Origin of the sequence: Chelatococcus composti (assembly GCF_014201415.1) — a bacterium.
GTDB classification, from domain to species: Bacteria; Pseudomonadota; Alphaproteobacteria; order Rhizobiales; family Beijerinckiaceae; genus Chelatococcus_A; species Chelatococcus_A composti.
Genome location: NZ_JACHEH010000001.1, coordinates 25,067 through 41,620 on the forward strand (window position 1 = coordinate 25,067; position 16,554 = coordinate 41,620).

Sequence of the window (16,554 nt, forward strand, 5' to 3'; positions counted from 1 at the left end):
ACACTCCCGCCGCCCAAGCCTGTGAGCGGAGCGGGCCCGCCAGCAACGGGCCCGCTTCGCTTGTGGGCCCACGATCGCACGGCAGTGCCGAGGCCATGTGACATTCGTGCAGTGGACAACGATTCAGTTGCCGCGACAGCACAACCCGCGCCTGCATCCGGCGAATGGCAATCGGCGCCGACATGTTCGATGTTAGAACCAGCGCTGCGACTACCGTAACGACACAAGAAGGCCGAAGCGCTGCAGCGCCGGGCGACGCGATGGAGGAAACATGACGGCAACGACACCGGGCGAGCGCCCGGCGATCACAAGGGCTTTCGCGGATGATCTCTTCGCCGGGCGGACCGTGCTGGTCACCGGAGGCACGAGCGGCATAGGCCTCGGCTGCGCCACGGCCTTTGCGGCAATCGGCGCGCGCGTCGTGGCGACCGGTGCGACGGCTGCCGAATGCGAGCGGGCAGCGGCGGCCGAGGGCGACAGAATCAGCTTTGTGCCGCTCGACGTGCGCGATGGCGATGGCATCGGTCGCGTCATCGCGGGTCTCGAGCGCCTCGACGTGCTGGTGAATGCGGCGGGTGTCATCCGGCGTGACGTCGAGTTCCAGCCCGAGACCTTTGCCGACGTGGTCGACATCAACCTCAACGGCACGATGCGCGTCTGCGCCGCGGCGAAGGCGAGGCTCGCGCAGGCCGGCGGTGGCGCTGTCGTCAACATCGCTTCGATGCTCTCCTTCTTTGGTGGCCCGCGCGTGCCGGCCTACAGCGCCTCGAAGGGCGGCATCGCCCAGCTCACCAAGAGCCTCGCGGCTGCCTGGGCAGCCGACGGTATCCGCGTCAACGCGGTGGCGCCGGGCTGGATCGCGACGCCGCTCACCGCCGAGCTGCAGAACGACGAGGCGCGCAGCAGCGCCATTCTTTCCCGCACGCCGATGGGGCGTTGGGGCACGCCAGAGGATGTGGCCGGAGGCGCCCTTTTCCTCGCGTCGCCGGCGGCCCGATTCATCACCGGCGCCATTCTCGCCATCGACGGCGGCTATCTGACAGTCTGACTTTCGGAGGAAACGACATGAACGGGCAAGGACCGGCCGCAGGCAGCATCGACGAGAAGTGGGTGCCCTACCGGCATCCTCAGCCGAAGGAATCACCGCCCGAGCTCGTCATCCCCAACGCCATCCCCACCGACGAGCGCATCTGGGTGCCGGTGGAGGAGAACGTCTGGTTCCGGCCGCTGCTGATGTCGGTCTCGCGCGGCTACTGGATGAACCTGCTCAGGGTGCGCAAGTCGGGCGTGCTCTCGCGCCACCGTCATCCGGCGCCGGTGCATGCCTTTGTACTGAAGGGCGAGTGGCGCTATCTGGAGCATGACTGGGTGGCGCGCGAGGGCACCTATGCCTACGAAGCGCCGGGCGAGACGCACACCCTCGTCGTCGATCCGCACGTGGAGGAGATGATCACCCTGTTCCAGGTCAACGGGGCGATGATCTACGTCGACCCCGATGGCAAGGCCGTGGGTTACGACGACGTCTTCACGCGCATCGACAAGTGCCGGGCCCATTATTCCAGGAACGGCCTCGGCGCCGACTACATCGACCAGTTCATCCGCTGAGAGCCGGAGCGAGGAAGGGACATGGATCTGGGTATCGCGGGGCGCAACGCCCTCGTCTGCGCGGCGAGCAAGGGCCTCGGCAAGGGCTGTGCCCTCGCACTGGCGCGCGAAGGCGTCAACGTCACGATCACGGCACGCACCGCATCGGAGCTCGAACGGACGGCGGAGGAGATCCGCCGTGCGGCACCGGGCGTGACGGTGCAGACGGTGGTGGGCGACATCACGACGGCCGAGGGGCGGCAGGCCGCCCTGGCGGCCTGTCCGGCGCCCGACATCCTCGTCAACAATGCCGGCGGGCCGCCGCCCGGCGATTTCCGCGACTGGACGCGCGAGGACTGGATCAAGGCGCTCGACGCCAACATGCTGACGCCGATCGAACTCATCAAGGCGACGGTCGACGGCATGATGGAGCGCGGCTTCGGCCGTATCGTCAACATCACTTCGAGCGCGGTGAAGGCGCCGATCGACATCCTCGGCCTTTCCAACGGCGCGCGCTCCGGCCTCACGGGCTTCATCGCCGGCCTGTCGCGCAAGACGGTCCGGCGCGGCGTGACCATCAACAACTTGCTGCCGGGTCCGTTCGACACGGACAGGCTGCGTGGCACGGCGACGGCGCGCGCCGCCCAGAGCGGCCGCACGCCGGACGAGGAGATCGCAGCCATCGCAGCGGCCAACCCGGCCGGTCGTCTCGGCACGCCGGAGGAGTTCGGCGCTGCCTGTGCTTTCCTGTGCAGCGTCCATGCCGGCTACATCACCGGCCAGAACTGGCTTCTGGACGGCGGCGCCTATCCGGGCACGTTCTGAGCCGCCTCGCACATTACGGGAGGGGCGGGGGCCGCAGCAGGGCGGCTGCCCGCCCTTCTCGCATCCACAGCTGAAGGCAAGGGGGCTGTCAGCCGGTGCGTTTCGGCCAAACGTCCCTCAGGCGCGGGCAGCGGCCTGGCAGGCCATCAGGATCGCCCCCTCGGTCGCGTCGGCTGCAGCCGGCACGATCCTGTCCGCAATGTAGGGGGGCAGCCAGGGTTGCAGGGCGCCGGCCACGCCGCCCAGAAGGCAGAGCCGCGGCGCCCCGGTGGCGAGCAGGCGCTCGGCGATGCGCGTGATGTCGCGGGCTGCTGTCTCCACGAGCTCGATGGCCAGCGGGTCGCGCCGGCCCGCATGGTCGAAGACGAGCGGCGCCAGACGCGCGAAGTCGGCCGGCCGGGCGGAGCGGGCCCAGTCGATGATCGCCTCGGGATTGTGGCCGAAGCCTTCAAGCAGCGTCTGCGCCAGCGCCGTCATCGGCGCGCGCCCGTCATAGGCCCACAGCGCCCGCCGGATCGCCTCGCGGCCGATGGCAAGCCCGCTGCCTTCGTCCGAGATCTCGGCTCCCCAGCCGCCCACATAGGTGCGCGCTCCGTCGACGACCGACAGGCCGCAGGAGCCGGTGCCGACGATGAGGATTGCCCCGTTCTCGCCGCCGAACGCGCCAAGCCAGGCGGCATAGGCGTCCGTATCGAGTGAGATCGAGCGGAAGGGCAGGTGGTTCGCCAGGAACTGCTCGCGCGCCGAGGTCTGTGCTGCACCGGCGAGGCCGAGGCCGGCGTGGATCAGCGACGTCGCCTCGCGCGGGAGGCCGGCACGGTCGAGGATCGAATGGCAGGCGTCGACGATGGACCGGGCCACCGTTCCCGGATCGAACCGGATGTTGGAGGGCCCGCCCCGCGCCTCGCCGACCAGGGTGCCGTCGCCGGAGCGAAGGCGCAGGCGGCACTGGGTGCCGCCGCCGTCGACGCCGAGAAGAAGGGTGTCTGCCGGGCCCGATACGCACATCCCGGAACTATAGACGGATTCGGGCGCTACGCGGGAAGTGGCATCGCGCCGCCGCCGTTGCCGTCAGGCGCCCTTCTTGCGGGCGTTGGGGAAGAAGAGCTGCTCGCCCTCGATCTTGTAGGAGGCGATGGCGGCCTGGCCCTCGGGCGAGAGGACCCAGTCGATGAAGGCGCGGGCTTCCTTCTCCTTCACGTGAGGATGGCGCGCCGGATTGACGAGGATGATGCCGTACTGGTTGAAGAGCCGGTCGTCACCCTCGACAAGGATGGCAAGATCGCCGCGGTTCTTGAAGCTCAGCCACGTGCCGCGGTCGGCCAGGATGTAGGCGTCCATGCCGGCTGCGGTGTTGAGCGCGGGGCCCATGCCCGAGCCCGTCTCGCGGTACCAGCTGCCGCCGGCCTTCGGATCGATCGCGGCGAGCTTCCACAGGGCGAGCTCGGCCTTGTGGGTGCCGCTGTCGTCTCCGCGCGAGACGAAGGGGGACTTCTTCTCAGCGATGGCCTGGAAGGCCTTGACGACGTCGCCGGTGCCCCTAACGCCGGCGGGGTCGCTCTTCGGCCCCACGAGGATGAAGTCGTTGTACATCACCTCCAGGCGCTCGACACCGAAGCCCTTGGCGACGAACTCCTCCTCCGCGCTCTTGGCGTGGACGAAGACGACGTCCGCATCGCCGCGCTCGCCGATCTTCAGCGCCTGGCCGGTGCCGACGGCGACGACGCGCACCTCGATGCCGGTCTTCTCCGTGAACTGCGGCAGCAGATGCTTGAAGAGGCCGGACTGCTCGGTGGATGTGGTGGAAGCCACCGTGATGAAGGGCTTTTCCGCCGTCTGAGCTCCGGCTGCACCGGCAGGTCCGAGGAAGGCGGCGCCCACGGCGATGGCCATGACGGCACGACGCGTCGTTTCGAACAGCTTCATGATAATCCTCCCATCCGTTCAGCCCACGATGTCACCGCGCAGGAAGGCGGCCGCCTGTGGCGTGCGCGGGCTTTCGAAGAATTCGTCCGCCGGCGTGTGTTCCAGCAGCCGGCCGTGGCAGAGAAACAGCACCTCGTCGGCGAGGCGCCGGGCCTGGCCGAGATCGTGCGTCGTCATGATGATCTTGGTGCCGGCGGCGTCGATGGCGCGGATGGCGTCCTCGATGGCGCGGCAGGCGCCGGGGTCGAGGCTGGCCGTTGGCTCGTCAAGAAAGAGCACGTCGGGCTTCAGCGCCGCCGCGCGGGCGATGGCGAGGCGCTGCTGCTCGCCCCCCGACAGCACGTGCGCCGGCCGCTGGGCGACGTGGGCGAGGCCGACGCCGGCGAGCGCCTCGTGCGCGCGCGCCAGGCGTTCGGCGCGCCCGAGGCGTCCCTGCAGCGACAGGGCATAGGTGATGTTGGCGAGCGCCGAACGGCGCAGCAGCACCGGCCGCTGGAACACCATGGCCTGCCGCCGGGCGACGTCGCTGCGCCCGAGGGTGTCAGCACCGGCCCAGCGCACGGCGCCGGCCGTCGGCGCGATGAGGCCGTGGCAAAGGCGCAGCAGCAGGCTTTTGCCGGCGCCGTTGGGGCCGAGGATGATTGTGCGGCTCGACGCGCCGATGACGGTCGAGATGCCGTCGATGAGGACCGTGCTGCCGTGTGCATAGGTCACGCGGTCGAGCGTGAGCGGAAGGATGGTCGCACGGGCGTGCATCGGACGCCTCATCCCGCAGCGCGGCGGGCCGTTGTGCCGAGGAGGTGGGCTGCGGCGTTGATGGCCAGCACGATGACGAGCAGCACGATGCCGAGGCCGAGCGCGAGGGGCAGGTCGCCCTTGCTCGTCTCGAGCGCGATGGCCGTCGTCATGGTGCGCGTGACGCCGGCGATGTTGCCGCCGACGACAAGGATGGCGCCGACCTCCGCCATCGCCCGGCCGAGCCCGGCGAGGACAGCGGTGACGAGGCTGAAGCGCGCGTCCCACAGCAGCGTCGGCACGGCCCTGAGCCGGCTGGCGCCAAGGGAGGTGAGCTGCTCCCGGTACTCCTGCCACAGGTCGGCGACCACCTGCCGCGTCAACGCCGCGATGATCGGCGTCACCAGCACCGTCTGGGCGATGATCATGGCCGTTGGCGTGAAGAGAAGGCCATAGGGGCCGAGCGGGCCGGCCCGCGAGAGAAGCAGATAGACGAGCAGGCCGGCGACCACCGGCGGCAGGCCCATCAGGGCGTTGATGGTAACGACGAGGGCGTTGCGTCCCGGGAAGCGGGCGAGCGCGAGCGCCGCGCCGAGCGGCAGGCCGATGAGGGCCGCGCAGACGACGGCGGTAAGGCTGACCTTCAGTGAAAGGGTGGCGATCTCGACGAGGGCTGTGTCGCCCGTGACAATCAGCCGCCACGCCGCCGCCAATGCTTCGTCGAACCCGTGCACTTTCGCCTCTCATCCGGCCACGGCCGCACTTCGCGCCCGGGCCCCACCGGCCATGTTGCACAACCGGCGCGGGAAACCGATATGAAAACTGATACATATCGGCGATAGGTGAGGCCTATCGTTGCCGCTTTCGGCAGCAGGCCCGTGAGACGCCAATGCGGCATGTCACAGGGCGAAAGAGACGGGATCATTCCTGCGGCGCATCGCGCATCATGGCGCGCAGTCCGGCGGCTTCCTCCGCGATCGATTGCAGAGCCTTGCGTTCCATCTCCTCGTAGAGTGCGAGGACGCGCAGGCCGGCATCGGTGAGGCGCGCACCTCCGCCGCCCGAGCCGCCCTTGGTGGCGTCGACGAGCGGCTCGCGAAAGCAGGTGTTCATGGTACGCACGAGGAGCCAGCTGCGCCTGTAGCTCATGTTCATGCGGCGGCCCGCGGCCGCGATGGAGCCCGTGTCGCGGATGCCGCGCAGCAGCTCCGCCTTGCCGGGGCCGATGGCGATGGACGAGCCCAGCAGGAGGCGCAGACGAATCTCGACTTGCTCCTCCATGACCGTATGGCTGCCTCCTCGCGCGGAATCGAGGAGGGATTATACGGCGACGAGCGGCGCTTTCACCTGCGTGCCGCGCTCGAGCCAGGCCGGCACGGGCAGGCCCTTCTCGCGCAGGAAGGCCGGGTTGAACAGCTTCGACTGGTAGCGGGTACCGTAGTCGGCGAGCACCGTCACGATGGTGTGGCCGGGGCCGAGATGGCGCGCGAGGCGGATGGCGCCGGCGACATTGACGCCGGACGAGCCGCCGAGGCAGAGCCCCTCGTGTTCCAGAAGCTCGAAGATGAGTGGAATCGCTTCCTCGTCCGGAATCTGGAAGGCGACGTCGATGGGCGCCCCCTCGAGGTTGCCGGTGATGCGTCCCTGGCCAATGCCTTCCGTGATCGACGAACCCTCGGCCTTCAGGCTGCCGTGCGTGTAGTAGTGGTAGAGTGCAGCGCCCATCGGGTCGGCGAGGCCGATGGTGATCTCGGGATTGCGCTCCTTGAGCGCCATGGCGACGCCGGCGAGCGTGCCGCCCGTACCGACGGCGCAGACGAAGCCGTCGATCTTTCCGCCCGTCTGCTCCCAGATCTCCGGGCCGGTGGTCTCGATGTGCGCCTGCCGGTTGGCGACGTTGTCGAACTGGTTGGCCCAGATGGCGCCCCTGGGGTCACTCGCGGCGATCTCCTCGGCAAGGCGGCCGGAGACCTTCACGTAGTTGTTCGGATTGGCGTAGGGGACGGCGGGCACCTCCACCAGCTCGGCCCCCAGCAGGCGCAGCGTGTCCTTCTTCTCCTGCGACTGCGTCTCGGGAATGACGATGACGGTGCGGAAGCCCATGGCGTTGCCGACAAGCGCCAGGCCAATGCCCGTGTTGCCCGCCGTGCCCTCGACGATGGTGCCGCCGGGCTTGAGCGTGCCCCTGGCCAGCGCATCGCGGATGATGAACAGCGCCGCACGGTCCTTCACGGACTGCCCGGGGTTCATGAACTCCGCCTTGCCCAGAATCTCGCAGCGCGTCAGCTCCGAGGCCCGCTTGAGGCGGATGAGGGGGGTGTTGCCGATGGCTTCCACAACGCTTGCCTTGATGCTCATGGGCGGGCTCCCGTTGCTGCTCCGACCGCTGACCGCAGGGAATAAGCCATGGCGGGTGAATTGTCCAACGATCCCGATGTGTTTGGATAAAAGTACATTTGTGGGTGTGTTTTGCGCGGTTGACGCACCCGGCGCCTTGCCGGAAAAATCACTCCGCAGGAGGAATCCATGGGGCGGCTGACTACGCATGTGCTCGACACTGCCGCCGGCCGGCCGGCTGAGGGCATCCGCATAGCACTCTTCCGTCTGGAAGACGGCGGCGCCCGGACGCTGGTCACCGAAGCTGTGACGAACGTTGACGGTCGGACGGACGCCCCGCTCCTTGCCGGCGAAAGCTACAGACCCGGACGCTACGAGCTCGTCTTCCGCGTGGGCGAGTACTTCAGGCGCGACGGGCGCGGCGGCGCTGACATTCCCTTTCTCGACGAGGTGCCCGTGCGTTGCGGGCTCGCCGAAACGGACGGGCACTACCACGTGCCGCTGCTCGTCTCCCCCTGGAGCTACGCTACCTACCGCGGCAGTTGACGCGGATTGCTTGGAGCGAGAGTTCGCCTGTTTGCAAAGAGGAGTGCTGTCATGGGTTTGTTCAGCTTCATCAAGGAAGCCGGTGAGAAGCTCTTCGGTGCCAGCGAGGCCAAGGCCGCGACGCCCGACGAGCTGAAGAAGGAAATCGCCAAGCACGGCCTCAAGGTCGACGGGCTCGACATCGCCGTTTCCGGCGACACCGTGAAGGTGTCCGGCAAGGCGCTGTCGACCGAGGAGGCTGAGAAGGTCATCCTCGCCCTCGGCAACACCGTCGGTGTCGCCGCCGTGGAGGACGCGCTCATCGTGGAGCAGGAGGCGCCCAAGGCGACCATGTACACTGTGGTGAAGGGCGACACGCTCTGGAAGATCGCCGAGAGCCACTACGGCAAGGGCAACGGTGCCAAGTACACCCTCATCTTCGAGGCCAACAAGCCGATGCTGACGCACCCGGACAAGATCTATCCGGGCCAGGTGCTGCGCATTCCGCCTCTCTCCTGAGGCGTGGTTGGCGCCCGCTGTCCGTCGGGGCGGGCGCTTCTGCGAGATGCACTTGTCTTGCGGGGCGGGGAACGACAATCTCCCGCCCTCGCGTTCGAATCGGCGAAGGCGGGATTGGCGACGGCGAGGGCAGGGCATGACGACGGTGATCGATCTGGACCGCGAGACCGTGGCGGCGGGGCTTGCCGACGGCTCCCTCGTGATCGTCGACGTGCGCGAGCCGCACGAGTTCGCCGCCGGGCACATCCCCGGCAGCGTCTCCCAGCCTCTTTCCCGGTTCGATCCGCGGGAGCTCGCCGCCTATGAGGGGCGGCGAATCGTTTTTTCCTGCGCGGCGGGAGTGCGCTCCCTGCAGGCGCTGATGCTCAGCCAGGCGGCTGGCCTTGATCTGGCGGAGCACTATCGGGGCGGTTTCAAGGACTGGGTCGCGAGCGGCGGCCCGGTCGAGACCTAGGCCGCCGTGGCGCCGTCCTGGCCGGAAGCGATACTCCCGCCGGCCGAAATGTATTATCATCAAAAAGATAGGCTGATTTTCCGCGTGGCGGAAACTCGTCCTTCTGGGGCAAGCAGGCCGCGTAAAAGGGGCTGAAACGCGGCGTAAAGACGGTTCACTGCCCGGAATTGTCAGTGTTGCATCGATGCAACCATGGCAATTCGGTGGCAATTGTTGCACCTGCTACCCTTGTTATTGCGATGCACACAATCGATATAGGCCCCTTGCACACGTCCCCGGGCGGTAGTGTCTCAAATCCCTTGCTGAACTGGTGGAATTCATGCGCGCGATGCGACCTCTTCTCCTTTCGCTCATCGTCGCTGGGCTGGCGGCATGTTCCGACTCTGGCCAGCAGCAGGCCGGGCAGAGCGCACCGCCGCCGCCGCCGGTGACAGTGGCCAAGCCCGTCGTCAAGGAAGTGGTTGAACGGGACGAGTTCACCGGCCGGTTCGCTGCGGTCGACATGGTCGAGGTGCGCTCGCGCGTGTCGGGCTACCTCGAGCGTGTGGACTTCGAGGACGGCGCCACCGTCAAGGCTGGCGACGTGCTGTTCGTCATCGACCGGCGCCAGTACAAGGCGCTGCTCGACCAGGCGCAGGCGACGCTCGTCTCCGCCCAGGCGCGGCTGAATTTTGCCGAGAGCGATCTGGAGCGCGCCGAATCCCTGCGCCGCACCGGCAACATCTCCGACCAGCTGCTCGACCAGCGGCGGCAGAACTACCTCACCGCCAAGGCTGAGCTCGACAGGGCCCAGGCCGCGCTGCGCGAGGCGAGCCTCAACTACGAGTTCAGCGAGGTAAGGGCGCCGATCTCCGGCCGCATCAGCCGGCGCTTCGTCAGCGTCGGCAACCTCGTCAACGCCAACGACACGCTGCTGACCACCATCGTCAGCCTCGACCCGATCTACTTCTACTTCGACGTCGATGAGCGGTCCTTCCTGGCCTACAACCGTGTCTTCAACCTCGGTGCGAACAGCGGCGCCGAGCCGGTTTCGGTGCTGATCTCGCTCACCGATGAGACGAAGCCGGCGCGCGAGGGCAAGCTCGATTTCGTCGACAACCGGCTTGATGAGGCGAGCGGCACGATGCGCCTGCGCGCCATCGTGCCGAACAAGGATCTTTTCATCACGCCGGGCCTGTTCGGCCGCGTCTTGGTGCCTGGCTCGCCACCCTACCAGGGTGTACTGGTGCCCGACGAGGCAATCGCGACCGACCAGGAGCGCCGTCTCGTCTGGGTGGTGGGCGAGGACAACAAGGTCACGGCTCGGCTCGTGCGCCCCGGTCCGCGCATCGACGGCTACCGCCTGATCCGTGACGGGCTGAAGGGCGACGAGACCATCGTCATCAACGGGTTGCAGCGCGTGCGTCCGGGCGCGACCGTGACGCCGCAGATGACGACGCTGCCACCGACGGCGGACTGACGCTTCCGTTCTGATCACTGCGGCCGCCGGCACGGCCGCCCGTATTGCCGCTGGAGTTCTCCGCGATGAAGTTCCCGCATTTCTTCGTCGACCGGCCGATTTTCGCCTCTGTGCTGTCGATCGTGACGTTGCTCGTCGGCTTCATCGCCTACGTCAACCTGCCGGTGGCGCAGTATCCGGACATTGCGCCGCCGACCATCGTCGTCAGCGCGCAATATCCGGGTGCCGACGCCAAGACCGTGGCCGAGACGGTGGCGACGCCGATCGAGCAGGAGGTCAATGGCGTCGAGGGCATGCTCTACATGTCGTCGTACTCGACGGCGGACGGGACAATGCAGCTCACGATCACGTTCGAGATCGGCACCGATCTCGACGAGGCGAACGTGCTCGTCCAGAACCGCGTCGCAGTGGCGTTGCCGCGCCTGCCGGAGGAGGTGCGCCAGCTCGGCGTGACGACGCGCAAGAGCTCGCCGAACTTCCTCATGGTGGTGCACCTCCTGTCGCCGGACAACACCTTCGACGAGCTCTATCTCTCGAACTACGCGCTCATTCGGGTGCGCGACCAGCTGCTGCGCCTCGAGGGCGTCGGCGACATCACCGTCTTCGGCGTGCGCGAATATTCGCTGCGTGTCTGGCTCGATCCCAACCGCCTCTCGTCCTACGGCCTGTCGGCCGGCGACATCGTCCAGGCCCTGCGCGAGCAGAACGTGCAGGTGTCGGGCGGTGCGCTTGGCCAGCAGCCGGCGCCGGCGGACCAGGCCTTCCAGATCACGGTGCAGACGCAGGGCCGTTTCAGCGACGTGCGCCAGTTCCGCGACATCATCGTCAAGGCGACTGAGGGCGGGCGGCTCGTGCGCCTGCAGGACGTGGCGCGGGTGGAGTTCGGTGCGCGCGACTACGTGACCAACTCCTACCTCGACAACAAGCAGGCGGTGGCCATCGGCGTGTTCCAGCGGCCGGGCACCAACGCCCTGCAGGCGTCGCGGGAAATCATCGCCAAGATGGAGGAGATCAAGAAGGATTTCCCCCCGGGCATCGACTACACCATCGTCTACAATCCGACGGAATACGTCGCGGCCTCGGTCGACGAGGTGTACAAGACGCTCTTTGAGGCGGTCATCCTTGTCGTCATCGTCGTCATCGTCTTCCTGCAGTCGTGGCGCACAGCGATCATCCCGATCGTCGCCATCCCGGTGTCGCTCGTCGGCACCTTCGCGGTGATGTCGGTGATGGGCTTCTCGCTCAACACGCTGACGCTGTTCGGTCTCGTGCTCGCCATCGGCATCGTGGTCGACGACGCCATCGTCGTGGTCGAGAACGTGGAGCGCAACATCGCCCTCGGCATGTCGCCGCGCGATGCGGCGCACGAGACGATGGACGAGGTGGGCACGGCGCTCATCTCCATCGCGCTGGTGCTGTCGGCGGTGTTCATCCCGACAGCTTTCATCCCGGGCATCTCCGGGCGCTTCTACCAGCAGTTCGCGCTGACCATCGCCGTCTCGACGATCATCTCGGCCTTCAATTCGCTGACGCTGTCGCCCGCGCTTTGCGCGCTGCTGCTGAAGCCGCACGATCCGCACCACCAGCCGCGCTCGCTGCTGGCGCGCATCGGCAAGGGGCTGGCGGGCGGCTTCAACCGCAGCTTCGACAGGGCCTCCAACAACTATGCGCGCTCTGTGCGCGGGCTCGTGGGGCGCAAGTCGCTGCTGGTGGTCGCGCTTGCCGTCTACGGTGGCCTCGTGGCCGCGACGGCGCACATCACGCAGCGCGTGCCGACGGGCTTCATCCCGGCGCAGGACCAGGGCTATCTCATCGTTGTGCTGCAACTTCCGGACGGCGCGTCGCTCTCGCGCACGGACGCGGTCACCAAACGCGCCAGCGAGATCGCCATGAAGGTGCCGGGTATCGCCCACGCCGTCGGCATCGTCGGCCTCAACGGTGCGACCTTCACGACCAACTCCAACTCGGCCGTGGTCTTTGCGACGCTGACGCCCTTCGAGGAGCGCCTGCCGCAGGGGCTGACCGCCAACGCCATCGCCGGCCGCCTCATGGGCGAGCTGCAGCAGATCCAGGAAGCCTTCACCATCGCCGTCCCGCCGCCGCCGGTGCAGGGCCTCGGCAACGCGGGCGGCTTCAAGATGCAGCTGCAGGATCGCACGGGCATCGGGCTCGAGCAGCTCCTTGCGGTGACGCAGGAGGTGATGATCGCGGCCAACCAGAACCCCAACGTGACCCAGGTATTCACGACTTTCGGGGCGAACACGCCGCAGATCTACCTCGACATCGACCGCACCAAGGCGCGCATGCTCGACGTGCCGCTGTCGAACGTGTTCGAGGCGCTGCAGATCAATCTCGGGTCGGCTTATGCGAACGACTTCAACGCCTTTGGTCGCGTCTACCAGGTGCGCGTGCAGGCGGACGAGCGCTTCCGCATCGAGCGGACGGACATCGAGCGGCTCAAGGTGCGCAGCGCGAGCGGCGCGCTCGTGCCCCTTGGCTCGCTGGTGCAGATCCGCGACGTGGCGGGCCCGGTGCTGATCCAGCGCTACAACATGTTCACCAGCGTGCCGCTGCAGGGCGAGGCGGCCCCCGGCGTGTCGACCGGCGCCGCCCTGGACGCCATGGAGCAGGTGACGAACGCCACGGTGCCGCCAGGCGTCGGCTTCGAGTGGACGGACCTCGCCTACCAGGAGAAGGCGACGGGCAATACCGCGATCTACATCTTCGCGCTCGCGGTGGTCTTCGTCTTCCTGGTGCTGGCCGCCCAGTACGAGAGCTGGGCCCTGCCGCTCGCGATCGTGCTCATCGTGCCGATGAGCGTGCTGGCGGCCATGATCGGCGTGATGCTGCGAGGGATGGACAACAACATCCTGACGCAGATCGGCCTCGTGGTGCTCATCGGCCTTGCCGCGAAGAACGCGATTCTCATCGTGGAGTTCGCCAAGCAGGCCGAGGAACAGGGCAAGCGGCCCGTGGAGGCGGTGGTGGAGGCGGCGCGCCTGCGCCTGCGTCCCATCCTGATGACGGCCTTCGCCTTCATTCTGGGCGTGGTGCCGCTCGTCATCGCCACCGGGCCGGGCGCCGAGATGCGCCAGGCTCTGGGCACGGCGGTTTTCTCGGGTATGCTCGGGGTGACCTTCTTCGGCCTCTTTCTGACCCCCGTCTTCTACGTTGCGCTGCGTTATCTCGTGATCGTGCTGCGCGGTGGACGCCGGGCCCTCAGGGAAGCCTCGCAGCCTGTGGGAGAGGAGGCCGGCAGAGCTTAACGACGGACGAAAGGGGCATGCGATGCGTGCGATGAAGTTCGGTGTAGGGCAGGCAGTGCGGCGCGTCGAGGATGCGCGCTTCGTGACAGGAACCGGACGCTACACGTCGGACATCTACGCCGAAGGCATGGCCCACGCCATCGTCGTGCGCAGCCCGCACGCCCACGCCCGCTTCACCATCGAGAATGCGGACGAGGTGCGCGCCATGCCCGGCGTGCTCGCGGTCTACACGGCGGAGGACGTCGCCCATCTCGGCGATATCCCCTGCCTCGGGGCCGTCAAGAACAGCGACGGCAAGCGCATGGTGCTGCCGCCCAACCCCGTGCTGCCGAAGGACACCGTGCGCCACGTCGGCGAGGCCGTGGCTTTCATCGTGGCGGAGACTGAGGCCGCCGGACGGGACGCGGCCGAGGCACTCGCCATCGACTGGGAGCCGCTGCCGGCCGTCGTCGGCATGGAGGCGGCGCTCGCCGATGGGGCCCCGCAGGTGTGGCCCGAGGTGCCGGGCAACGTCGCCTTCGACACCCGCCACGGCAACAAGGAGAAGACGGACAAGGCCTTCGCCAAGGCCCACCGCGTCGTCTCGCTGACGCTCGTCAACAACCGTCTCGTGGCCAACTTCCTCGAGACGCGGGCCTGCCTTGCGGAGTACGACGCCGATCAGGGGCGTTGGACGCTGACGCTCGGCAGCCAGGGCAGCCACGACATCCGCAACATCCTGGCGAAGCACATATTCAAGGTCGATCCGTCCAGCATTCGCGTCGTCACGCCGGATGTTGGCGGCGGCTTCGGCACCAAGATCTTCATGTATCGCGAGTATCCGCTGACGATGTTCGCGGCCAGGCAGCTCGGACGCCCCGTGCGCTGGGTGGCCGAGCGCTCCGAGCATTTCCTGGGCGACGCGCAGGGCCGTGACAACGTGACGACGCTGGAGATGGCGCTCGACCGGCGCGGCCGCTTCCTCGCCATGCGCGTCGACCTCAGGGCCGATCTTGGCGCCTATGCCTCTCAGTTCGGGCCCTACGTGCCTGCGGCCGGGGCGACCATGTCGCCAGGCTGCTACGCCATTCCGGCGATCGACGTGCGCGTGCGCGGCATCTACACCAACACCGTGCCGGTGGACGCCTATCGCGGCGCGGGCCGGCCGGAGGCCGCCTATGCCATCGAGCGCTTCGTGGATTACATCGCCCATACCATCGGCAAGGCGCCAGAGGAGCTGAGGGCACTCAACTTCATCAAGCCGGAGCAGATGCCGTACAAGACCGCGACGGGTCGGGTCTACGACACCGGTGAGTTCGAGGGGCACATGCGCCGGGCGCTCGAGTTGGCCGAATATGCGAGCTTCAGGGAGCGGCTGCGCGCCTCGCGCAAGAAGGGGCTGCTGCGTGGCATCGGCATGGCGTCCTACATCGAGGCGTGCGCCGGTGGCGGGCCGGAGGCCGCCGAGGTGCGGATCGAGGAGGACGGCTCTGCCACGGTGCTGATCGGCACCCAGTCAACGGGACAGGGGCACCTCACGGCCTATGCCCAGCTCGCCTCCCAGCAGCTCGACCTGCCGATGGACAAGATTCGCGTGCTGCAGGGCGATACGGACGCCATCGCGACGGGCAGCGGCACGGGCGGCTCGCGTTCCATTCCCGTCGGTGGAGCGGCTGTGCAGAAGGCGTCCGTCAGCCTCGCCGAGAAGCTCAAGCAGCTTGCCTCCGAGGCGCTGGAGGCGGCGACTGCGGATCTGGAGATCGCGAACGGCGGCGTGCGCATCGCCGGCACCGACCGCAGCATCTCCTTCGCCGATCTCGCCAGGCTGCCGGGCGCGACGCCGGACATGCTCAAGGCGCGCGAGGACTGGACACCCCCGGCCGACACCTATCCCAACGGCACCCATGTCGCCGAGGTGGAGATCGACCCGCAGACCGGCACGGTTGACATCGTCCGCTACACGGTGGTCGACGATTTCGGCGTCACGCTCAATCCGCTGCTGCTGGCGGGGCAGGTGCATGGCGGCACGGTCCAGGGCATCGGCCAGGCGCTGCACGAGCGCGTGGTCTATGATGAAGGCGGCCAGCTCGTTACGGCCTCGCTCACCGACTACTGCCTGCCACGGGCTGATGACGTGCCGTCCTTCACCTTCGAGACGCGCAACGTGCCCTCCACCACAAACGTGATGGGTATGAAGGGGGCGGGCGAGGCCGGCGCCATTGGCGCAACGCCCGCGACGATGAACGCAGTGATCGACGCGCTGCATCGGGCCTACGGCGTCATGCACATCGACATGCCGGCGACGCCCGCCCGCATTTTCGCGGCCATCCGCGCGGCAGAGGCGAAGCGGGCGGCATAAGCGGCATTTGCCGGAACGGGCGGTGGGAATCACCGCCCGTTCACGAGCTCGTCATTGGAACGACTCCAGATCATGCGCTTTGTATCCGCCCAGCCCGGCCGTGGAAGCGGCCGGCGAATCGTTTCGACGAGGGAGAAAGGACGCATGAAGCGGATCGTTACGGCTGTCGCCGTTGCCGTCATTGGGGCCACGGCCGCGCTGGCGCAGGAGAACGTCATCGGCCAGCGCCAGCAGCTCATGAAGGATGCGGGGGCCGCAACGCGCACCGGTGCTGCCATGGTCAAGGGCGAGGCGCCTTTCGAGCTCGAGAAGGCACGCCAGGTGCTGTCGACCTACGTCACCGTCGCCGAGAAGGGGGTGACGCTGTTCCCTGCGGGCAGCAACGTGGGCGAAACGACGGCGGCTCCGGCGGTCTGGCAGGACGAGGCCGGCTTCAAGGCGGCCTTCGCCAAGTTCGAGGCAGACGCGAAGCAGGGCCTCGAGACGACCAAGGATCTCGACAGCTTCAAGGTCGCTTTCGGCACCGTCACCAAGAACTGCGGCGGGTGCCACGAGACGTTCCGCGTCAAGAAGAACTGAGGCTGCC

Annotated in this window: 16 protein-coding genes; 10 read left to right on the top strand and 6 right to left on the bottom strand. The window is 67.8% G+C overall.

Going from position 1 to position 16,554, the window contains the following annotated elements:
* Nucleotides 1-271 precede the first annotated feature (271 nt).
* Genes HNQ73_RS00145 through HNQ73_RS00155 form a run of 3 tightly spaced genes read left to right on the top strand, consistent with a single transcriptional unit; the run spans nucleotide 272 to nucleotide 2,409 of the window.
* On the top strand, nucleotides 272-1,048 hold the full coding sequence (locus HNQ73_RS00145) for an SDR family NAD(P)-dependent oxidoreductase (protein WP_183331059.1): 777 nt from the start codon (nucleotides 272-274) through the stop codon (nucleotides 1,046-1,048).
* A 17-nt stretch (nucleotides 1,049-1,065) separates the two neighbouring features.
* Entirely contained in the window at nucleotides 1,066-1,605 is a 540-nt protein-coding gene (locus HNQ73_RS00150) for a 2,4'-dihydroxyacetophenone dioxygenase family protein (RefSeq protein WP_183331061.1), read from the top strand.
* Between the two features lie 21 nt (nucleotides 1,606-1,626).
* Complete coding sequence (locus HNQ73_RS00155) at nucleotides 1,627-2,409, top strand: SDR family oxidoreductase (protein ID WP_183331063.1); 783 nt, start codon at nucleotides 1,627-1,629, stop codon at nucleotides 2,407-2,409.
* 117 nt (nucleotides 2,410-2,526) lie between these two features.
* Here HNQ73_RS00155 and HNQ73_RS00160 read toward each other — a convergent pair whose 3' ends face one another.
* The 6 genes from HNQ73_RS00160 to HNQ73_RS00185 all read right to left on the bottom strand — a co-directional run bounded on the left by HNQ73_RS00160 (nucleotide 2,527) and on the right by HNQ73_RS00185 (nucleotide 7,428).
* On the bottom strand, nucleotides 2,527-3,417 hold the full coding sequence (locus HNQ73_RS00160; protein WP_183331065.1) for a glucosamine kinase nucleotide-binding domain-containing protein: 891 nt from the start codon (nucleotides 3,415-3,417) through the stop codon (nucleotides 2,527-2,529).
* Between the two features lie 63 nt (nucleotides 3,418-3,480).
* Entirely contained in the window at nucleotides 3,481-4,335 is an 855-nt protein-coding gene (locus HNQ73_RS00165) for an ABC transporter substrate-binding protein (protein WP_244649833.1), read from the bottom strand.
* A gap of 18 nt (nucleotides 4,336-4,353) precedes the next feature.
* The gene (locus HNQ73_RS00170; RefSeq protein ID WP_183331066.1) at nucleotides 4,354-5,091 is read right to left on the bottom strand and encodes an ATP-binding cassette domain-containing protein; all 738 of its coding nucleotides are present in this window, start codon (nucleotides 5,089-5,091) and stop codon (nucleotides 4,354-4,356) included.
* A gap of 8 nt (nucleotides 5,092-5,099) precedes the next feature.
* A complete protein-coding gene (locus tag HNQ73_RS00175) occupies nucleotides 5,100-5,804 on the bottom strand; it encodes an ABC transporter permease (protein ID WP_244649831.1) in 705 nt (234 codons plus the stop codon).
* A 187-nt stretch (nucleotides 5,805-5,991) separates the two neighbouring features.
* Nucleotides 5,992-6,351 carry a winged helix-turn-helix domain-containing protein gene (locus HNQ73_RS00180; protein ID WP_183331068.1) on the bottom strand — a complete coding sequence of 120 codons (360 nt, stop codon included), beginning with the start codon at nucleotides 6,349-6,351 and terminating at the stop codon, nucleotides 5,992-5,994.
* 39 nt (nucleotides 6,352-6,390) lie between these two features.
* On the bottom strand, nucleotides 6,391-7,428 hold the full coding sequence (locus tag HNQ73_RS00185; protein WP_183331070.1) for a cysteine synthase A: 1,038 nt from the start codon (nucleotides 7,426-7,428) through the stop codon (nucleotides 6,391-6,393).
* A gap of 168 nt (nucleotides 7,429-7,596) precedes the next feature.
* Between HNQ73_RS00185 and uraH the strand changes: the two genes are divergently transcribed.
* The 7 genes from uraH (at nucleotide 7,597) to HNQ73_RS00220 (ending at nucleotide 16,547) form a co-directional block, all read left to right on the top strand.
* Nucleotides 7,597-7,953, top strand: a complete 357-nt coding sequence (uraH, locus tag HNQ73_RS00190; RefSeq protein ID WP_183331072.1) for a hydroxyisourate hydrolase — start codon at nucleotides 7,597-7,599, stop codon at nucleotides 7,951-7,953.
* Nucleotides 7,954-8,004: 51 nt separating this feature from the next.
* A complete protein-coding gene (lysM, locus tag HNQ73_RS00195) occupies nucleotides 8,005-8,451 on the top strand; it encodes a peptidoglycan-binding protein LysM (protein ID WP_183331074.1) in 447 nt (148 codons plus the stop codon).
* A gap of 136 nt (nucleotides 8,452-8,587) precedes the next feature.
* On the top strand, nucleotides 8,588-8,905 hold the full coding sequence (locus HNQ73_RS00200; protein WP_183331077.1) for a rhodanese-like domain-containing protein: 318 nt from the start codon (nucleotides 8,588-8,590) through the stop codon (nucleotides 8,903-8,905).
* 319 nt (nucleotides 8,906-9,224) lie between these two features.
* Nucleotides 9,225-10,364, top strand: a complete 1,140-nt coding sequence (locus HNQ73_RS00205) for an efflux RND transporter periplasmic adaptor subunit (protein WP_183331079.1) — start codon at nucleotides 9,225-9,227, stop codon at nucleotides 10,362-10,364.
* Between the two features lie 65 nt (nucleotides 10,365-10,429).
* On the top strand, nucleotides 10,430-13,630 hold the full coding sequence (locus HNQ73_RS00210) for an efflux RND transporter permease subunit (protein ID WP_183331081.1): 3,201 nt from the start codon (nucleotides 10,430-10,432) through the stop codon (nucleotides 13,628-13,630).
* A 22-nt stretch (nucleotides 13,631-13,652) separates the two neighbouring features.
* On the top strand, nucleotides 13,653-15,968 hold the full coding sequence (locus tag HNQ73_RS00215) for a xanthine dehydrogenase family protein molybdopterin-binding subunit (RefSeq protein WP_183331083.1): 2,316 nt from the start codon (nucleotides 13,653-13,655) through the stop codon (nucleotides 15,966-15,968).
* A gap of 144 nt (nucleotides 15,969-16,112) precedes the next feature.
* Nucleotides 16,113-16,547: a c-type cytochrome gene (locus HNQ73_RS00220; RefSeq protein ID WP_183331085.1), complete on the top strand. Its 435-nt coding sequence runs from the start codon at nucleotides 16,113-16,115 to the stop codon at nucleotides 16,545-16,547.
* The last annotated feature ends 7 nt before the right edge of the window (nucleotides 16,548-16,554 follow it).

Bases quoted from the DNA above. Each gene is read 5' to 3' on its own strand.
- HNQ73_RS00165 (WP_244649833.1), bottom strand. From the start codon at position 4,335: ATGAAGCTGTTCGAAACGACGCGTCGTGCCGTCATGGCCATCGCCGTG.
- HNQ73_RS00185 (WP_183331070.1), bottom strand. From the start codon at position 7,428: ATGAGCATCAAGGCAAGCGTTGTGGAAGCCATCGGCAACACCCCCCTC.
- HNQ73_RS00160 (WP_183331065.1), bottom strand. From the start codon at position 3,417: ATGTGCGTATCGGGCCCGGCAGACACCCTTCTTCTCGGCGTCGACGGC.
- HNQ73_RS00210 (WP_183331081.1), top strand. From the start codon at position 10,430: ATGAAGTTCCCGCATTTCTTCGTCGACCGGCCGATTTTCGCCTCTGTG.
- HNQ73_RS00180 (WP_183331068.1), bottom strand. From the start codon at position 6,351: ATGGAGGAGCAAGTCGAGATTCGTCTGCGCCTCCTGCTGGGCTCGTCC.
- HNQ73_RS00150 (WP_183331061.1), top strand. From the start codon at position 1,066: ATGAACGGGCAAGGACCGGCCGCAGGCAGCATCGACGAGAAGTGGGTG.
- HNQ73_RS00200 (WP_183331077.1), top strand. From the start codon at position 8,588: ATGACGACGGTGATCGATCTGGACCGCGAGACCGTGGCGGCGGGGCTT.
- HNQ73_RS00145 (WP_183331059.1), top strand. From the start codon at position 272: ATGACGGCAACGACACCGGGCGAGCGCCCGGCGATCACAAGGGCTTTC.
- HNQ73_RS00155 (WP_183331063.1), top strand. From the start codon at position 1,627: ATGGATCTGGGTATCGCGGGGCGCAACGCCCTCGTCTGCGCGGCGAGC.
- uraH (WP_183331072.1), top strand. From the start codon at position 7,597: ATGGGGCGGCTGACTACGCATGTGCTCGACACTGCCGCCGGCCGGCCG.
- HNQ73_RS00220 (WP_183331085.1), top strand. From the start codon at position 16,113: ATGAAGCGGATCGTTACGGCTGTCGCCGTTGCCGTCATTGGGGCCACG.
- lysM (WP_183331074.1), top strand. From the start codon at position 8,005: ATGGGTTTGTTCAGCTTCATCAAGGAAGCCGGTGAGAAGCTCTTCGGT.
- HNQ73_RS00215 (WP_183331083.1), top strand. From the start codon at position 13,653: ATGCGTGCGATGAAGTTCGGTGTAGGGCAGGCAGTGCGGCGCGTCGAG.
- HNQ73_RS00205 (WP_183331079.1), top strand. From the start codon at position 9,225: ATGCGCGCGATGCGACCTCTTCTCCTTTCGCTCATCGTCGCTGGGCTG.
- HNQ73_RS00170 (WP_183331066.1), bottom strand. From the start codon at position 5,091: ATGCACGCCCGTGCGACCATCCTTCCGCTCACGCTCGACCGCGTGACC.